Raw genomic sequence first — 16,552 nt, 5'->3', positions numbered from 1 at the left:
TTCCCCCGCTTTGATTCTGGATACTAATTAATAATTACTGAATCTCCCCTAACATAGGATCTGATACAGCATCGCGGTCGCCGGACACCGTGCCGTGCATGGGTAAGTTGGCACCTCGTATCAGTAATAAACCCGCAACATGCGGGGCAGCCATGGAAGTGCCACTCAAAGTGGCATAACGCCCTCCTGAATACGTTGATCTGATCCGCACTCCATAAGCACAGATATCAACGCTGCTTCCGTAATTTGAAAATGAAGCAAAACGGTTGTTCTGGTCCATTGCGGAAACCGTAAAAACATTGGCATGATTAACCCGAGCAGGGGAATAGCTTGCAACGTCTTTATTATCATTTCCGGCCGCGATAGCAAATAATATCCCGGCATTAGCTGCCTGAAGAATTGTTCTTTCAAGTGTCGTTGATATTCCTTCGCCGCCCAGGCTCAGATTAACGACATCGCCCGCCTTGCCATTCTGTATTACGTAATTCACTGCCTGAATAATCCCCGAAAGTCTGCCTTCTCCCTCATCGTCCAATACCCGCAGCGCAACTAACGAGGCGCCGGAAGCTATTCCAGTAATGCCAATGGTATTGTTGACTGCGCCGATTATCCCCGCTACGTGCGTGCCGTGGCCATTTTCATCATCCGCAGAAGTCTGTCCGCTGATAAACGATCTACTTCGTGCGGCATCCACATTCAGATCAGGGTGGTCGAGATCAATGCCGGTATCTATGATCCAGGCAGTTTTGGTTGTCTGCAAATCCCCGCGACCGTACCCTGTCTGAGATACATTCCAAGTCAGCGTGGATGTGGTAGCAACATCGACACAACTACAAATAGACATGATCCTGTCGGGTTCCACAATCGTTACAGATGGATCATGTCGCAGCGCCTCCGACTCCGCCTCCGTCAAATGTGCCAGGAAAGTAGTCTGCTCACCCGCGGCAAGAACCTCTGCTTGCGCATTGGCTATTCTTTTGCCATTCAAAAACTGTCCAGTAAGTGCTTCCGCTGCGGCTACGCGTGCCGTGGAAGCATTCGGCAGTGGTTGTACAGGCTGGTAAGTGACAATATAAGCCCCCGAAACGACCTGGCCCCTGTTTGCAGAAGCTGCTACCAGGCAATCGGCCGAAAATTCAGGCTCCAATTCATCGTCGGTCTGACACCCGAGGAGCGCAAAACCGAACAGAAATGTATTAGTAAGAGAGAAGGACAAGTATCGCGACATGTAACTGTACGGATCAGGTTAAAAATTAAATCCAAATAGAAACGTACAATTATGCCATGCGTGCTGATGTTGGTTTGTTCAAAATATTAATACGCGAAAACGTCGCTGAACGTGTAAAAATGTGGTATATTTTTTAATTCAAGTGCCTCAAAAAGTAGAAGCAACTGATTGTAAAATGATCCACTTTCCATTACGTTTTTCCAGCGTCATTTTCTGCTGCAAACGCCATGTGTTCCTGCTGCCCCAAATGCGGGCATCAACCCTGTTCTTCACGGTTACTTCGGCATTATCGCGATTCAACTTTACATCATGAGCGACCTCTTCAGCAGAATAATACTTCATGGTCTCTTTTTGCACTTCGCCGAACCATTCTTTTTTTGGCTGGACGTATCCTGTCATGTGGGTCAGCGTATAATGCTCGTCCAAAATATCATTCATAGACACAGTATCCCTTGCTATCATGAGCTGGGCTAATTGCCTCACTGCGGCAAGCACTGCGTCTTCGTCGTTTCTTGTATTTTGTTCCATTGCCGGTTTTCTGTTTTGAGCTGTCACAGCAATTGAGCCGCCAAAAATGAATATTGTTAAAAGGATGTGTTTCATTACGCAAAGGTCGTCCTCATTCATTTAGAGGAGGTTATACTAATTACTGCAATCCTTACCATTTTTACTGATATAGCTCAGGCATCTCGTATTGGGAACAGTTCGAACCTTTGGCAACTAATAAGCTGCGTCGGTAATATTGGTAATTCAAACCGTAATCAGTATAACCGGTTCATCAAGGAATGCGACGAAGTTTGTGCCATGATATTTTGCTGACATTAACAGCAACCACATTATCAGCTTAAAACATAAAATCATGAGCACAACAAAAGATATTATCGTACTTACAGGCGCTGGCCAGATTGGAATGGCGATCGCCAGAAGGATGGCTTACGGAAACAGAATTTTTGTAGCCGACTGGAAATTCGAGAATGCGGAGGCAATTGTCAAAACATTGAAAGAAGCTGGCTTTGACGCGGTTCCGTTCAAAGTGGATATTTCGTCCAAAGAATCCATCCTTGACCTCATTGCAGCGGCAACGAAAGAAGGGGAAATTTCTATGCTAATCAATGCGGCTGGATTATCTCCCAGTCAGTCTACCAAAGAACACATTCTGGCAGTCGACTTGTACGGAACTTCGGTGTTGCTGGAAGAGTTTGGCAAAGTGATCAAAAAAGGTGGCTCGGGCGTCACGATTTCTAGCCAATCTGGTCACAGAATGTCCGCACTTACGCCGGACGAAGACAGATTGTTGGCATTAACTCCTGTCGAAGAATTGCTGAAACTGGAAATACTCAAACCGGAGAATATCAAAGATACGCTTCACGCCTACCAGATGGCGAAACGTTGCAACGTCAAACGCGTGATGGCGGAAGCAGTAAAGTGGGGCGAACGAGGTGCACGCATCAATTCCATTTCGCCGGGAATTATCGTCACACCACTAGCCCTGGACGAGTTCAGTGGTCCGAGAGGTGATTTTTACAAAAATATGTTTGCCAAATCGCCAGCCGGTCGCCCAGGCATCGCAGATGAAGTTGCTAATGTTGCCGAGTTGCTAATGTCAGAACAGGGTGCATTCATTACTGGCGCTGATTTTCTGATCGATGGTGGTGCCACTGCATCCTACTTCTACGGCCCACTTCAACCCGAAATGAATCAGTCATGATCGGCACCACCAAATTTCACTATAGCTATGTGATCGTAATTTGCTGCTGTCTAATCATGGGGGTGGATATCGGACTAGTCATGAGCTGCGCTGGCATTTTCTACAAACCTGTGAGTTCTGACCTTGGCGTTTCTGTTGGAGATTTCGGACTTTATATGACCTTCATTTATGCATTATCCTTCCTAATGCTTTCACTTGCAGGAAGGATGATGGATAAGTTTAGTGCAAGATGGTTGCTCACGATCAGTTCCGGGATTTTGGGATTGGTATACATCGGTATGTCGACATTCTCTGCTGTTTGGCAGTTCTATGCGGCAGGAACGTTGATCGGTGTGGCGCTCGCTTTCCTTTTATATCTCAGCTATCCTGTTTTAATTAATCGATGGTTTAAGGTCAGGGTCGGTTTTTTCATCGGCCTGTGCAGCGCTGCCTCGGGTGTGGGTGGGGTATTATTCAATCCACTCGCCGGTCGTTTAATCGCGGAATTCGGCTGGAGAAATACCTACCTGATCTTCGGGATTGTCATTTTGTTAATAGTTACCCCAGTGCTTGCATTGTTACTGCGTAACCATCCGAAGGACATGGGTTTAGCTCCTTTTGGAAGTGATCAGCAACAAAACGACGGATTAAGGACAGGGATCGCATTTGGGGAAGCTATCAAAAACCCTGTCTTCTATCTGCTACTTGTGTTTGCTTTTTTTATGATTTCAGTTTCAACACTGAATTTATTCCTGCCTACTTATATTACCAATTCCGGATTTTCAGTAGAACAATCCGCCTTGGTAGCATCTTCGGTAATGCTTGGGGTTACCGTTGGTAAGGTGGCCTTAGGTTTGATTAATGATAAAAGCTCTCTTATAGGGGTGTTAGCTTCCACAGGACTTGGCGTTCTCGGATTTGTGTTTTTGCTTACAGGCCAAGACAACATTGCATTCATGCTAATTGGTGCTTTCCTGTTTGGCTGGGCATATGCGGGTGTGACTGTCGAAACGGCTCTGCTGGTGCGTTCGGTTTTTGGCAGCAAAGACTATGCTCGTATTTTTGCCATCATATCGATAGCGCTGGCCGCAGGCGGGGCAGTTATGGCTGGTGGCTGGGGTTACCTTGCTGATTTTATTGATTTCAAAATTATCCTCATGACTGGGATCGGGTGTTTAGTGATTTCAGGGGCGATAGGGTGTTATGCGCTGAAAAAAAGTATGAGGCGTACAATTTGAAGGCTTCCAACCTAGCCCAAAAAGCAAATAGTATTGAAAGAATGAAGTTCTGAAAAATTCTCGATCCTACAACGGTGCTTTGAGTGTCAATTTTTACCTTTTCGTGATCGAGAAGTTAGCAACGAATACGCAAGGGAGAGCACTACTTGTAAAATATCCATGTCCAGGCAAGTCTTTTCCAATTCCGGAGCATACGACCACTTGCATTTGCCCACCCCTTCGCCCCGTAGTGGTTGAAAAATATTGAAGAATCCTCGGGAGTCGAGCCTTGCTGCAAAAAATAAACCCTGACGTGGATTTCGTCAGGGGGACATTGGCTTCCAAAGCCAGATAACAATCTTTTTTGCTTCATTTGACCGCAGCAGTTTTAAACTTTTCGAACATCTTGTCAATGTCTGTTCGATCGTAATAGATCACACCGCCAATCCGCATAAAGGTGAGCTGACGACTTGCGCGCATGGCATGCAGCTTGCCGGGCGAAACATCGAGTAACTTCCTAACCTCCCGAGATTTGAGCCATTGCTTGGATAGCTGAGTTCCTCCACCTGCAAGCAGCCGTCTCATTTCGGAGAGCATTTGCTCCTTAAATTTTTCCAGATCCGCCAAAGTGACTAGTTGATGCGTGAATAATGCCGATCCCTCCTCTGTTTGCTTTCGCCTCTTTTCCATTGTTCCCTGTTTTACGTTACCAATCCAAAACATCGATTATCACGTGTAATCAATGTCTTTGCCTGGAAAATAATAAACAGCATTTGGTTATTGCTTCCTCTTTTTCGCGGTGGAACAAAAAGAATAAAGTGCAGTTCGATGCGGGCCGCATCGAACTGCACTTTGCCTTCAATAATCTGTGAAGATATGACCTTCGTGTTCGCTGTAACCTTCTAAAAACAGGTCTCTGGCGAAGGCTTCGTAATCGAAATAACGTTCGAGACTCGCTGGAGCCCCTGACAGCAAACCTGTGTCTTCGACATATTGATAGGCGTATTCAAGTGTAGCGTCTTTCCCTGAGCCACCAAAGAATCCTTGGTAGCTTTCCTGGAAACTTTCAATTTGGTCTTCCAGTTCGTAGCCGTTGGATGGCCAATAGTTGATCTGCTTACAGTAAATCTCGAAAGCTTCCGCAGTCTCATCGTCCATTTCACCGGTGGCCTCAAAGTAGGCGAACGCCTCTTTATGAAGGCTGCATTCCGATATTAAAAAATCCGGGATATTTTCCCAGTCTTGGAACATGAGCTCTGGGTCCAATTCATTTCTATGAAACTCAAAGCAGTCTTGCAGGAATTCTTTGAGGTCTAAATAGTCCGTCAGGTCAAACCACTTACCGAACAGCGACCCATTGTTATATTGACCATAGGTTCCTACATAGATTCTTGGAGCATTTTCGAGATTTCTCATGATTGAAAGGCATTTTAGTTGCTTTGGCCCCGGCTTTGTGCTCAGGGCAATCGCTGCCTATCAATCGAAGAAAAAATGACGGGGCCGGTCCCCCCTGGTTGCAAGCCCATCCGGCGGTTTAAGGTGCGGCTGGCAGTTGTGCGGTCAGCTAAAAAGCCAGATGACGCAGTGTAGGCTAGCAACCGTCATTTTTTGCTTTGTAACTTTCGTTTGCACTGAACGCATCTTTTAGTGATTCTTTTCAGCAATCCGAGCAACTTAAAAAGGCAGGTAGTCACCTCCCCGCTAAAATCCGACAGCAGTCATTCGCTCTTCGAACACCGTTTCGGCTAATTCCAGTAGGCGGAAGACTCGCGGGGAAATTAAATGAAGATCTTGGTCGCTGATCTGATAATGCAGATTGTACCTAGCTTCCAGGTATGCATCTTCCAATAGCTGTAAAAGCCTTTCCTCATCCGGCGAATCGCCAGGAAAGATGTTGTTCAATTGAGGAGCTAATCTATGGTTGAACCTTTTAAGCGATCTGATGGAATGTGTGCGCCGTTCGCTTCCGTAAAGCGCGATAGCGGTAGTACGAAATGTAGTTTCAGCGGCTTGTTGAAGCAAGAACATCGATAGTGCGTACTCACTTATTTGCCGGTAGTATTCTGCTCCCTCGAAGAATTTTCGGGCTTTGCTCATTCCCATCGTAAAGCCATGCCTTGACTGCTCAATCAATCGTTCGAGCGCTTCGGGCAGTACTTTCGGCAATGGTGAAGGGCTTCTTTGGTAAACCAGGTTTTCGCTGGTACAGGCCATAGAGAAATACACTTGCCCGCTAGTAAGCGCCTGATGGATATCCGATAATTTGTGAACTGAGCAGCAGAGTTTTTCATCGCCCATACTAAATAGGTCAACTATGGGTTGATGCACTTTGAAGGGCTTTTGGTTATCGTCAGCAAATACAATCAGCAGGTCCCTATATGGCTTCTGCTCCATTGAATCTGGCATGGGATGCTTTACCTCATATATTAGTAGTGGGTCGAGTGCTGCAATTACCAGCTCTATGATTGCCTTGTTACCAGCCAGCTTCCCAAGGCGGCGTTTCTGATACGGAATTCCGTGATCGTCTCTTGAAATGAGATAAACGGCTTCGAGAAGCGATTCTAATAACTCGTACTGGATGATTTCAGCACATTCGCCAGTCGCCTCGCAAATACTCACCTTACTTAATCCATACTCCACCCAGTCTTCCAGAATTCCTTGCCACTGATCATAGCTGTAAGCATCAAAAACGCGCTTAATCGCTAGAAGTGGTTGCTCGGTCTCTGCGAGCGACAGCCTGCGGATCATGCCTCCATGCCGGTCGTTGAGCTCCCGGACATCACGCATATACTGCCGATCAGCTTCAATTTGCGCATGACTGAAAGGCTGAAAATCGCCCGCATGCAGATCAGTCTCACCGTCTTCGGCAACATCTAATAGCAGCCTACATGCCGAAATGATCTTTTGCAAATGTCTTTGCAGGCAAAGTACCGTGGACGGATCACCAAGAAATGAAAACGGCTTCTCCGTCGTCACTGCTTTTAGGAATTGCCACAGTTCGACACGTACGAATTCCAAGTCAGTCGCGTGAAAGAAATCTGCAATAGCTTCGCGGGCATCGGCAAGCTTTCGCTCGCTCGAACCCTGATTCTCAGTTGATGTTAAGTTTACAGTCTCCATAGGCTTCTCTTTTTTTAGCAAAAAAGAAGCTGCGATTCAGCGTACCGAACCACAACAACTTGTATACTACCATAGACCATTGGTAAAACACTTTCTGCCGTATGTTGACCTTAGCGTAGATATTTCCTTTATTTGTAACCATGAGCACAGCAACAAAGCCAAATCACATCGGTCACAAGATCGGCCGCATACGTGAACTTCGCGGTCTTAAGCAGGAAAGCCTTGCCTATGAGCTGAAGGTCAGCCAACAAACGGTATCGAAAATCGAGCAGAGCGAAACGGTCGATGAAGAGTTGCTAGAGCAGATCAGCAAGGTTCTCGGCGTTTCAGTGGAAGGGATTAAGAATTTTAATGAAGACGCGGTGTTTAACTACTTTAATAATTTTAATGATAATAGTGCAGGAACATTTAACCATCATTGCACCTTTAATCCGCTCGATAAGCTTGTAGAACTTTTCGAAGAGCACAAAAAGTTGTACGAGCGTCTATTGCAAAGCGAACGCGAAAAAGTCGAATTGCTTAAAGCAAAGAATGACCAACCGTAAATCTCCGAATTCGCTATCTGATAGGCTCACAACCTTGGCCTCCTTCCTCGTTTCAGCGATTGTTGGGGCTGCTTCTCCTCAAATGTAATCCATGGTCTGTATACAGCCTGACTAAGACGCATACTTGTTTCCTGCCAATCGAACTGTCTATCAAGTAGTTTGATCGGCACAGAAAAATCGATGTCCTGGTGATACAGCAGACTCGTTTTGGCAATCTGCGAACTGGCTTGAGGATATTTGTCTGTATAAGCCTTTACAAGCAGCCCTAGTGGTAATTTTTCCAAAAGCGAATAGACATCGATAAAGTCTTTGATTCGGCTTCCGTTTTGTACGATTGCTGAAAGCTTCATTGCACCGATATCTTCCAAGGAAAGCATTCTGATCCCGCTTGTTAGCTCTACGGGTTTGACCAGTGGGTATTGATGACTGATGAAATCTACTTTGACATCGTCAATAAATCCGAAGATGCCATTCTTGACCGTTTTTTCGTCTGTCAACCCATATACGGCTTTAAGGTGTTCACAGACGGCAGCGGAGTCAAAGTCTTTGCCGATAAAAAGGTCGATATCGATGGAAATTCTGTGCCCTAACTTTAAAGACAGTGCCGTTCCACCAACAAGATAAAAATCCGCAAGATTTTCATCGGCCATCAGGCGTCGGATCAAAGCCAGTGTGCTGGCTTCGACAATTTCTTCGTGTAGCATAGCATTTCCTCCTTTTTGATAGGAAAGTATGTGCAGGCCTCCTCGATGGCATAATCCGGCAAAAATACAATTTCGTTTTTAAGGGTGTCAATAACTTTTTGCAACCCATAGAAGCGGACCAATTCTTGCCACTGCTCTTCTTTACCGCGTTCGACAATTCGGGCAATAACGGTTTTGTAAGATGCCTGCCAGTCTATCTTCTCATAGTCCAGATCCCAAAACCATTTAGGGGCAAAATCAGGTTTTTCAAGTGTTTTTGGCTGTTGCATGGTCGTCAAGGTAAGAGATGCCGGAACTTTTAAGTTCAAAAGTTAATGAATCTATCGTGAAATCAGCTGCCTGTAAGCAAATAGCTGCTCACAGGCAGCTGCATTTATTCCGAGTCAGTCACAGCTTTGGCTTTTCTGCCACGGGGCTTGCCTGTGTATTCAGGCTTTGGTGCTTCTGCCTCTATGGTCAGCTCATATCCTTTGGTAGCCTGATCGAAATCAAAAGTCGAGATTTTGAAAACCAACTTTTGACTTTCAAAATCAACCCCACCTTTTTTCAATATAATAGCAAGCGGAATTACGTGCCCCCGGCCGCTTTTTTCGAAGGAAAATGTCTGATCCGAATTGACAGCCGGAACAAGGTATACCGATTTGATTTTTCGCTTTCCTTCCTGTACACCGATTTTAAAATTGGCCGACTCAGGATCAATTCCCAAGTCGCCAAGCGCAGCAGCTGGGAAAACAAGCTTGCCGGAATTAGAAATGTAACCAGTCGGAAGTGGCGCTGCTTTTGATGTGGCCTTAACTTTGGAAACGTTTTCCTCTGGGGAAAAGAATTTGATAGCTTTCAGTTTCATGGTGTTATGGGTTATTTGGGCTAAAATAAGTCATTCTCCCTAGAAACTGGCATTTTAAATACCCAGGCCCTGTTTTTTCTGCCTTTTTTGCTCATGCTGTAACTGCTCTTTAACCTGTATTCCGATGTTTTGAGCCAGCCGTTTTTCAATGGCGGCCAGGGAATAGCTTCGTCCTAGGTCAGAGCCCTTAATCTTGATGTTTTTCCGCATGTTATAAAATGCAATCCCTCTTCCAATATAAGTCTTGTAGCCTTGGGTTAACAATTTCGCTTTAAGTTCGTCAATCGAAGTCTCGTTATTTAATGCCTGATCAATAGATGATTTGAGCTTCAGATGCTGCTTGTCGGTCAGTACATTTTCAGGCCCCGGCCGTTTATTAATCCTCATTTCCGGCGCTTGGACCAATTCAAGCCGTTGCTCCATTCTGCGGCAGAAGTCGCCCGTTCTGGCGTAGTTATGAAAATGCTTTGAGGTATTTTTACCATTGGAATTAATGCGGTTGGCCACAATATGAAAGTGCAAATTAGCGCTGTCCTCATGTTTGAAAACCAGCATCTGGTTCTGTTCAAACCCAAACTCCTTGGCGAACTCCGTGGAAATCTCTGCGATCGTTTCGTTGCCGGGCTTTTCGCCTGGTGCGAAACTAAATGACTGGTGCCACATGAATTTTTTCAGGTTCGTATTTTGCATATGATTACTAGTAAACTGGTTGATCAAATAGTTCAGGTCCAACTTTCCGTTTGCCTGCATTTTTATACCGAGGTTTTGAATGTAAACCAATTCCCCTCGGACATCCTGTTCGTCTAGCTGTTGCCGCATCTTCGCGGAGACATGCTTGTCGTAATAGCAATATTCGATCAGCCCTTTGGCGTAGTTGCCCAGGCTTGCCTTTCCAATCATAACTTCATCCTTTTCATGGTTGCGCTTATAGCTTTTTCAATCTCAGCGTGAACGGAAAGGGCATCGGTTTCACCCGATTTCCAGAGCTGCGTTAGCTCTTCAAGTGGCTGCGAATAGTAGGCCTCATATTTTTCCTGCAAATCACCGATCAGCCGGCTGGTCGAACTGCATCGTAGTAGTAGCTGATATTTGCCTTCGGTTTCAGGTAGCATTTGAGAAAGATAAGACGTAAGCTCATTTGACCATTTGAGAAGCTCGTCGAACGCCTTTTTCACGCGGCGGATCTCAAAGCCTTCAAACACCCAAAGCGTGATAAGATCGGCGAGCAGCCTAACCCGCTGACTACTCTGCTGCCACTGATTTGAAACCATTTGATGCCCCTTAGTTTTTAAGGCAGCCAGTGACAAGACGCCTGAAAGTTGTTGGAGCACCCTAACCATCTCAGCAGTTGCCTTAGGCAGCGCCCTTTTCTGCGGTGTTTTAAAAGGAACGTCCAGCGCCAGGACCAAAAAGTATTGGCTGGCTGAAAGCCCGCTTTTTTCGATCAGCTCATTAATCTGTCTTTTCTGATCAGCGCTTACCCAGACTGAGAAGTGCTCCCTTTTTGCAGTGCCTTTCTCCTTGAGCGGTCTGCCTTTTTGTTTCTGATTTCTCATGTGTCTTTCTTGATTAGCTATGAGCCGGAGGCGAATAGCAGGGGTCCAGGGGTTTTCCCATGGCCAGCTCCCGCCGGGGAGTCGCTTTTTTGCGACGTACCGGCGATAGCTGGCTATGGAGGAAAACCACCGCAATGCATACGAAAGCTTACAAATGGCCGCGTTTGGCAACCAAAGTTCATAAAAGTCCACTTGACCGTTTTTTGCCTTTATTTTCTGCCCAAAGGCACAAGTACGCGCTTGTTTTTGTGGTCATACACATAATCCTCTCCGATCATGATATCCCCTTTTGAAGGAGCAGGACGGAGCACCAAATAATTCACCCCGTCCTTTTCAATGACCTTCCCACCCTGCATGAGCAGCTTGTAGTCGGATACGTTTTCAAAGGCATCGATAATGTTTCTTCGCTTCTGAAAACGCTCTTCTGTATACGCATACCAAAAAATCAGTACCGAGACTATGGTTACGGCAATGGCTCCCGGAGCCGTAACACCAAGAGCGTAAAACAAAGCCTCGCGGGTCGAACCAAAATGAACTGCCCTCTGACTTGTTTTGATTTTGGTCTGCGCCTGGCCGATGGCCTGCGTACAGCTCTTAATCTCAGCAGCGAGCCCCGCAAAATTCTCATGGATTTCCTCAAGCAGCATCGAAGTCCAGTCGTCCATCAGATGCCCGTACTTTTGTCCGTACTTCCCATTTAACCGGTTGAGAAGCTCTCTTAGCTGATCATTCATAGCCGAAATGGTCTCTAAGTTCCTTTGTCAAGCGTATTCTCGCACCTGGCCGGTACTGATCTAGGCTGTACCCGTTTCTAATGCCATCCAGTATTTGGATGCCCAAAAGGCTATTCGCGTCGAAATCTCCGAATTGCCGGTGCTTGATGCCGGTCAATAAGCACTTTTCTGCGAGTTCATCAGATAGGGTCGGATACTGTTTAAAGGTGTAGATGTTTTCCCAGGCAACAATTTCAAACTGCCCATCCAGAACTTCGAACATCTTCCTGAGGTAGTCCGCGCAGGCAAGGTATGCCCCGCCCGCTGCCATGATGATGTGGAAGGTGACCTCAAAACCCAGCTCATTGCACCAGGCCTTAAAGTCCAGATCGCGGGATATTAGTGCAGGGAACTGCTCGCTTTCAGGTGCGCCGAAGTCCATGTAGATTTGCTCAAAGGGACAATCTATCAGACTCTCCAGGTATCCCACGAATAAGTCCCTGACCAGCACATCCCTCTTGTCAATCAGCGACACGCTTTCCAGCCTGTCTTGCCCTAAAAATAGCAGTTGCCTGCTCGATGTTTTGGTGGAACTGTCGACATCGACAAACAAGGAAGAGTTGCCTGTTTCAGAGACCGCCCTCAGGTAAGTGTACAGACTCTTGCCAACGCCACCTTTGGCTTGGAGTATAAAATGAAATTTACGTTTCATGATTTTTCTTTTTAGCGAATTTGGACTCAACTATCATGTTGTCTATTAAGCTGATTTTTTCTGGATCGGTCCAAGTCCCATCCAGCCCGGTAGAAGAAGCAGTTTCCATTTTTCGATCCTTTGCTCGGTTAGTAGGCGGCGTCGAACCAGAAGAATGCGGGAGTTTTTTGAGCGGCCTTTTTTTGAAGTGGTACCGACAGAACTTAATATCGGTGCTGCTTATCAGGCCTTCACGCTCCAATTCCCAGCTGATTTTTTCTGCGATGTAAGCAGCCGTCAGATCCGAATGGATCAACTCCTGATAAAGCCGGTAAAGCAAGCGTCTTCTTTTTTTGTCCCGCCTATCAAATAAATCGACCAATGTTTCCTTATCCATGTGCTTATCCTATTTAAGGCACTGTCAAATCCTGAGCCCCATTTGTGTCGGCTTGAATCTGACGTTCATCGTCCGTATTCTTTACATCCTGGGGTATCCGCTCTAATTTCCATCTGTGCGCATTAGCCCTGATGTACTTGATATCGCCTACTGCGACCAACGCTTTGCCTAGATCTTGATTGATCAAGTCGACCAGAAAACCCATTGAATAATACTGAGCGAAGAGGTTTTCGTAATGCATGTAAAGAAACCTTCTTCTCTTGACGTCCTTGCGCGCATAGAGCATCAGGAGCAATTCTTTGGTTGATGATACTGGCTCCATGGTTATGCGCTTTGGGTTGGCTTTAAGTGTTTTTTTTCCAGCATCCGATGGCAGAAATAAAGCATACCGGTTTGAGCACATCTATGACACCGCGGTATCGGGCCGACTTTGAACAGCAGATGCCTCCGGCAGTAAATCCTGTTTGCGAACCGATGTCCAGGATTACCTCCGGTCAATTTTGGGCGGATTGATTTCAGGTCTGAGGGCATCAGGCCTGAAAAGATGGATTGCAGATTCTTCATTTGCGAACTGTTTTAGTTGAACATATCGCAAATCTCACCTCAGATTTTCACAATAACGTTCCTGCTATTCCGGCAGGAATAAAAAGAATTTTTACCAAAATTTTAGGGACAATCCGGCTTCAAAGATCTCGTAGTAGGAGCCTGCATTCGGTCACATATTTGTAGCGGGGCCGGTTGGTTGAACAGTTGAATGTATCGAGTTGTTCGGTTTGAAAGGCCTTAATAAAGGATTTTGGTGATATGTCATGTGAGAGCCAACTGTTAAAGAGGCCTGCCACCTGCGGCGCGGGCAGCTGCCTGTCAATGTGGCCTTGTTTGCTCAGGGTATAATAGAGAGCAGCCAGTTGAAGTCTTCCTCCGGTTCCGCTATTGCGGAATTGATAGATTCCTGGCTTCTCTGTCCCTGAAATCCATTGCTCTCTAAGAAGAATATCAACGAGTCGCTGGAATTTGTACTGCTTCTCGGGTTCATCTTTCCCTTTCAAGATCTGATGAAAGTGTTCAAAAGAAAGTTTTCTCGATGGTTTCCTATCCTTGGCCTGCTTGCTTTCTTCAAAAACTTGACCGAATTGGGCTTTCAAGTCCTTTCGCCAGCTCTTAACGTCAATTTTCTTATCGGCTTCACTACCCAACGCCAACCATTGATAGATGTCTTTGATCGTTTGCCGTTTGGCTTCGAAAGAGCTGTAATCTGGCCTCGATAAGAGATTTTGAAATATTTGGCGGTTACTTTTCAGAACAAACCTGATCCTGGCCCGGAGCACATTGATGTGCGTCCGCTTATGGGCCGGAATCCACCAGTAAGTCACAGGTCTTTCTAAATACCTGGCAAACTCATCCAAAAAGCTTGAAGTATTGTCGTCTATCGAAAATGACAGCCGATTGTGGTACAGAATCAGCATCCTGTTCAGACAGGTTAGTTCGCTCCTATAGAAGCTGCCTGTGAATTCTTCTGATAGATATTTGAGTAAAGGATATTGTAAATTGGTATGCAGGTTCATCTCTTTCTCTTCGTTTCGTTACACTTTGACCTACACAAAAGTCCTTTTAAGAAACTTTGCCAAGGCAAGATACAAAATCAGCTGGGATTGGACAAGACGCCAAAGAGACTCTATAGTGGCTGATAAGGTCAATGCACCGTTTTACCGTCAACATCCGCCGCTTAATTCGAACATTCAGATAGGTGTTAACTGTTCGACATCAAATCCGAATTCAATTCCACATTGGCGCGATTGAAGCTACTTTTGATAATGCGCTGGCACTATGGTATCAGCTTTCAAAATGATCATGGAGTGCGGGATAAGATCAGGATATTGTTTGAATAGCTTGGCGAATAACTAAAAAAGAGTCGAATAAACCTCCTCTTCTCATTGCAGCCCTTCTGGGTCAAGGCAACAACTGACCACATCCGTCAGTACGGATCAATACATGACTGACCTAGTCTTATTAGCCACCTGCATTTGCCGAAATTTACCGTCTGTTTTTTGTCACGCCAATAATTGAACCGATAGCAACACCTACGGATAATCCAATCGCTACAACGACCACAACATTTCCCGACGAAGCGACGAAGGCGGTCCGAACGCGCCCCCTAGGGCGGCGCCAAGTCCAATACCAATTCCTGGGTATTTATTTTTGCTTTCTGCCATGATCGAAGTTTTTACAAAGCTAGAAGAGTTCACGACGTTAGCTGCGAAAAATTCTTAATTTGCTTAAAATCAAACCCTTTGCTCATGTCGTTATTCCAAACAGAAAAAGACACAATTGTCTTCCTGGGCCTGATGGCCTATGCTTTCAGGAAATATGATGCCCCGAAAGATGCAGCCGAAAATGATGGGAGCATAACGCACACCAAAGGCCTAAACATATTCGCGACGATTGCTGACTTTCTGAACATGTGGTGCAGGATTATGCCTCGCTATCTCTTTCGCTGAAAGCGCAACCGGTAAGTTTTCATCCGCAAGCAGCTTAACGAAATGAATTCGCTTTGTACACAAGATTTAAGTACGTATAAGGATGGCAGTATCGTTCGGGTCGCGGGATTGGTACTCGTCCGGCAAAGACCTGGTCCGCCAAAGGTATCTGCTTCATTACTGTCGAAGATGAGACGGGAATTGCCAACCTGGTTGCTTTCAAAAATACATTCGCAAAGTTCCGCAAAGAAGTACTTAGGTCACGGCTGCTGATGGTGGAAGGGAAACTGCAGATAGAAGGCGTAGTGATACATGTAATCGCAAAGAACCTTTATGATTGTCTTATTTGTTACGTGGCTTGAACGCCACCCAGAAAGAAGAACCGGACGTAATGACGTTATCGCGAGCAGATGAAAAAGATGAATACACCTCCGAAATGGTAAATAAAAAAGCCACTGCGAAAAAGCCGGTCCAGATGGAGATATTTCCAGCTGGCCGGAATTTCAGGTGATGCCACGGACATAGAAAGTTAATTTGCCAAAACATAACCCGTTAAACGATTATCAATGATGACAACTGCCTATAACCCTTTTCTGGTGCTGGACATGCCTTACCTGAAAACGCTGCTGACAAAGGGTATGTATTATATCGTGCTGCAGCGCTTTAACTGGCCGGGCCTTCAGCCTGGCCGGGCTTTCATTGCCACTGCTTACAAGGAAAAGCTCAGAAACACGCCCTTAATTTGGAACCAAATGAGGGGCGGGTGATCGACGCATTACGCGAGATGGTGAGGTTTGTCTGGCTTTTTAACGATCCCAAGTACTTGTTGTTTGTCATTAAATGCAAGACGGACGACTGGGTATCAAAAGTCATCAGAAACTATCATAAAAATATTGCCTCCTTCATAGCTGCAAAAACAGGCATTTTACCCGATACTCCTATCGACATCAATATCGTCATCGAAGACGGTCGGGTGACGGCAGAGGTCCAGTCGGGAGAAAGCTAGCATAAGTTTGAAATGTACGAGATCATTAAATAATGCGTAGTTTCCACGTAGAGCAGTTGAGGTGGGGAAATCATAGCGCGAGTGTAGTCAATCAAATTCAAAACTTGATGTTTTTGAGACCGTTAGATAATTTTAATGCTGAAACGTAAAATGATTCGACTACGTCTTAATTTGTTATAATTGCTTCCTGTCTCACGGTCGAGCATGGAAAGCCCGGCTACGTGGATCTATCATTTGCGCCCGCCAGGAATAGTAACGAAGAGGCCCGCAGCCCTTTAAGAATATCCAACCACAAAATCGTGTTTATTCTTATATTTACACGTAAAGAGTAGCATAGGGGTAACAATTTGCAATGGTCAAAATT

The 16,552-nt window shown here is 45.6% G+C and carries 22 protein-coding genes; 7 read left to right on the top strand and 15 right to left on the bottom strand.

The window, feature by feature from the left end:
- Nucleotides 1-34 precede the first annotated feature (34 nt).
- Nucleotides 35-1,228, bottom strand: a complete 1,194-nt coding sequence (locus LZD49_RS33075; RefSeq protein WP_234672624.1) for a S8 family peptidase — start codon at nt 1,226-1,228, stop codon at nt 35-37.
- Nucleotides 1,229-1,375: 147 nt separating this feature from the next.
- Nucleotides 1,376-1,855: a nuclear transport factor 2 family protein gene (locus tag LZD49_RS33070; RefSeq protein WP_234672623.1), complete on the bottom strand. Its 480-nt coding sequence runs from the start codon at nt 1,853-1,855 to the stop codon at nt 1,376-1,378.
- A 232-nt stretch (nt 1,856-2,087) separates the two neighbouring features.
- On the opposite strand from LZD49_RS33070, the gene LZD49_RS33065 reads away from it, so the two are divergent.
- Together LZD49_RS33065 and LZD49_RS33060 are read left to right on the top strand one after the other, a co-directional pair.
- Nucleotides 2,088-2,936 (top strand): SDR family oxidoreductase, encoded by an 849-nt coding sequence (locus LZD49_RS33065; RefSeq protein WP_234672622.1) that lies wholly within the window; start codon nt 2,088-2,090, stop codon nt 2,934-2,936.
- Nucleotides 2,933-4,153 carry an MFS transporter gene (locus LZD49_RS33060; protein WP_234672621.1) on the top strand — a complete coding sequence of 407 codons (1,221 nt, stop codon included), beginning with the start codon at nt 2,933-2,935 and terminating at the stop codon, nt 4,151-4,153. The genes LZD49_RS33065 and LZD49_RS33060 overlap by 4 nt, the downstream gene beginning before the upstream one ends.
- Before the next feature lie 348 nt (nt 4,154-4,501).
- Here LZD49_RS33060 and LZD49_RS33055 read toward each other — a convergent pair whose 3' ends face one another.
- The 3 genes from LZD49_RS33055 to LZD49_RS33045 all read right to left on the bottom strand — a co-directional run bounded on the left by LZD49_RS33055 (nt 4,502) and on the right by LZD49_RS33045 (nt 7,252).
- Nucleotides 4,502-4,822 carry a helix-turn-helix domain-containing protein gene (locus LZD49_RS33055; RefSeq protein WP_234672620.1) on the bottom strand — a complete coding sequence of 107 codons (321 nt, stop codon included), beginning with the start codon at nt 4,820-4,822 and terminating at the stop codon, nt 4,502-4,504.
- Nucleotides 4,823-4,990: 168 nt separating this feature from the next.
- A complete protein-coding gene (locus tag LZD49_RS33050) occupies nt 4,991-5,548 on the bottom strand; it encodes an antirestriction protein ArdA (RefSeq protein WP_234672619.1) in 558 nt (185 codons plus the stop codon).
- 285 nt (nt 5,549-5,833) lie between these two features.
- Entirely contained in the window at nt 5,834-7,252 is a 1,419-nt protein-coding gene (locus LZD49_RS33045) for a HEPN domain-containing protein (protein WP_234672618.1), read from the bottom strand.
- Nucleotides 7,253-7,392: 140 nt separating this feature from the next.
- Here LZD49_RS33045 and LZD49_RS33040 point away from each other — a divergent pair, with 140 nt between their 5' ends.
- Nucleotides 7,393-7,797 carry a helix-turn-helix domain-containing protein gene (locus LZD49_RS33040; protein WP_234672617.1) on the top strand — a complete coding sequence of 135 codons (405 nt, stop codon included), beginning with the start codon at nt 7,393-7,395 and terminating at the stop codon, nt 7,795-7,797.
- Nucleotides 7,798-7,823: 26 nt separating this feature from the next.
- On the opposite strand, the gene LZD49_RS33035 is transcribed toward LZD49_RS33040, so the two are convergent.
- From LZD49_RS33035 to LZD49_RS32990, 10 genes are all read right to left on the bottom strand, one after another.
- Complete coding sequence (locus LZD49_RS33035; protein WP_234672616.1) at nt 7,824-8,501, bottom strand: nucleotidyl transferase AbiEii/AbiGii toxin family protein; 678 nt, start codon at nt 8,499-8,501, stop codon at nt 7,824-7,826.
- Nucleotides 8,459-8,770 (bottom strand): DUF6922 domain-containing protein, encoded by a 312-nt coding sequence (locus LZD49_RS33030; RefSeq protein ID WP_234672615.1) that lies wholly within the window; start codon nt 8,768-8,770, stop codon nt 8,459-8,461. The genes LZD49_RS33035 and LZD49_RS33030 overlap by 43 nt, the downstream gene beginning before the upstream one ends.
- A gap of 104 nt (nt 8,771-8,874) precedes the next feature.
- Nucleotides 8,875-9,348: a hypothetical protein gene (locus LZD49_RS33025; RefSeq protein ID WP_234672613.1), complete on the bottom strand. Its 474-nt coding sequence runs from the start codon at nt 9,346-9,348 to the stop codon at nt 8,875-8,877.
- 54 nt (nt 9,349-9,402) lie between these two features.
- A complete protein-coding gene (locus LZD49_RS33020; protein WP_234672611.1) occupies nt 9,403-10,248 on the bottom strand; it encodes a relaxase/mobilization nuclease domain-containing protein in 846 nt (281 codons plus the stop codon).
- The gene (locus LZD49_RS33015; protein ID WP_234672610.1) at nt 10,245-10,904 is read right to left on the bottom strand and encodes a plasmid mobilization protein; all 660 of its coding nucleotides are present in this window, start codon (nt 10,902-10,904) and stop codon (nt 10,245-10,247) included. The genes LZD49_RS33020 and LZD49_RS33015 overlap by 4 nt, the downstream gene beginning before the upstream one ends.
- 209 nt (nt 10,905-11,113) lie before the next feature.
- Nucleotides 11,114-11,638, bottom strand: a complete 525-nt coding sequence (locus tag LZD49_RS33010) for a hypothetical protein (protein ID WP_234672608.1) — start codon at nt 11,636-11,638, stop codon at nt 11,114-11,116.
- A complete protein-coding gene (locus LZD49_RS33005; protein ID WP_234672606.1) occupies nt 11,631-12,329 on the bottom strand; it encodes a hypothetical protein in 699 nt (232 codons plus the stop codon). Before LZD49_RS33005 ends, LZD49_RS33010 begins: the two co-directional genes overlap by 8 nt.
- Nucleotides 12,319-12,705 (bottom strand): hypothetical protein, encoded by a 387-nt coding sequence (locus tag LZD49_RS33000; RefSeq protein WP_234672605.1) that lies wholly within the window; start codon nt 12,703-12,705, stop codon nt 12,319-12,321. Before LZD49_RS33000 ends, LZD49_RS33005 begins: the two co-directional genes overlap by 11 nt.
- Nucleotides 12,706-12,718: 13 nt before the next feature.
- Nucleotides 12,719-13,027 carry a hypothetical protein gene (locus LZD49_RS32995; protein WP_234672604.1) on the bottom strand — a complete coding sequence of 103 codons (309 nt, stop codon included), beginning with the start codon at nt 13,025-13,027 and terminating at the stop codon, nt 12,719-12,721.
- A gap of 361 nt (nt 13,028-13,388) precedes the next feature.
- Nucleotides 13,389-14,171, bottom strand: a complete 783-nt coding sequence (locus tag LZD49_RS32990; protein WP_234672603.1) for a hypothetical protein — start codon at nt 14,169-14,171, stop codon at nt 13,389-13,391.
- Nucleotides 14,172-15,002: 831 nt separating this feature from the next.
- Between LZD49_RS32990 and LZD49_RS32985 the strand changes: the two genes are divergently transcribed.
- From LZD49_RS32985 to LZD49_RS32970, 4 genes are all read left to right on the top strand, one after another.
- The gene (locus LZD49_RS32985; RefSeq protein ID WP_234672602.1) at nt 15,003-15,203 is read left to right on the top strand and encodes a hypothetical protein; all 201 of its coding nucleotides are present in this window, start codon (nt 15,003-15,005) and stop codon (nt 15,201-15,203) included.
- Between the two features lie 107 nt (nt 15,204-15,310).
- Nucleotides 15,311-15,544, top strand: a complete 234-nt coding sequence (locus LZD49_RS32980) for an OB-fold nucleic acid binding domain-containing protein (RefSeq protein WP_310590523.1) — start codon at nt 15,311-15,313, stop codon at nt 15,542-15,544.
- A gap of 204 nt (nt 15,545-15,748) precedes the next feature.
- The gene (locus LZD49_RS32975) at nt 15,749-15,949 is read left to right on the top strand and encodes a hypothetical protein (RefSeq protein ID WP_234672601.1); all 201 of its coding nucleotides are present in this window, start codon (nt 15,749-15,751) and stop codon (nt 15,947-15,949) included.
- Nucleotides 15,925-16,188 (top strand): hypothetical protein, encoded by a 264-nt coding sequence (locus LZD49_RS32970; protein WP_234672600.1) that lies wholly within the window; start codon nt 15,925-15,927, stop codon nt 16,186-16,188. The genes LZD49_RS32975 and LZD49_RS32970 overlap by 25 nt, the downstream gene beginning before the upstream one ends.
- Nucleotides 16,189-16,552 lie beyond the last annotated feature (364 nt).

It is taken from the genome of Dyadobacter sp. CY261 (assembly GCF_021440085.1).
Taxonomy (GTDB): Bacteria; Bacteroidota; Bacteroidia; order Cytophagales; family Spirosomataceae; genus Dyadobacter.
The sequence above is the reverse complement of the archived record's forward strand: the minus strand, read 5'-3'. Positions and strand labels throughout refer to the sequence as shown.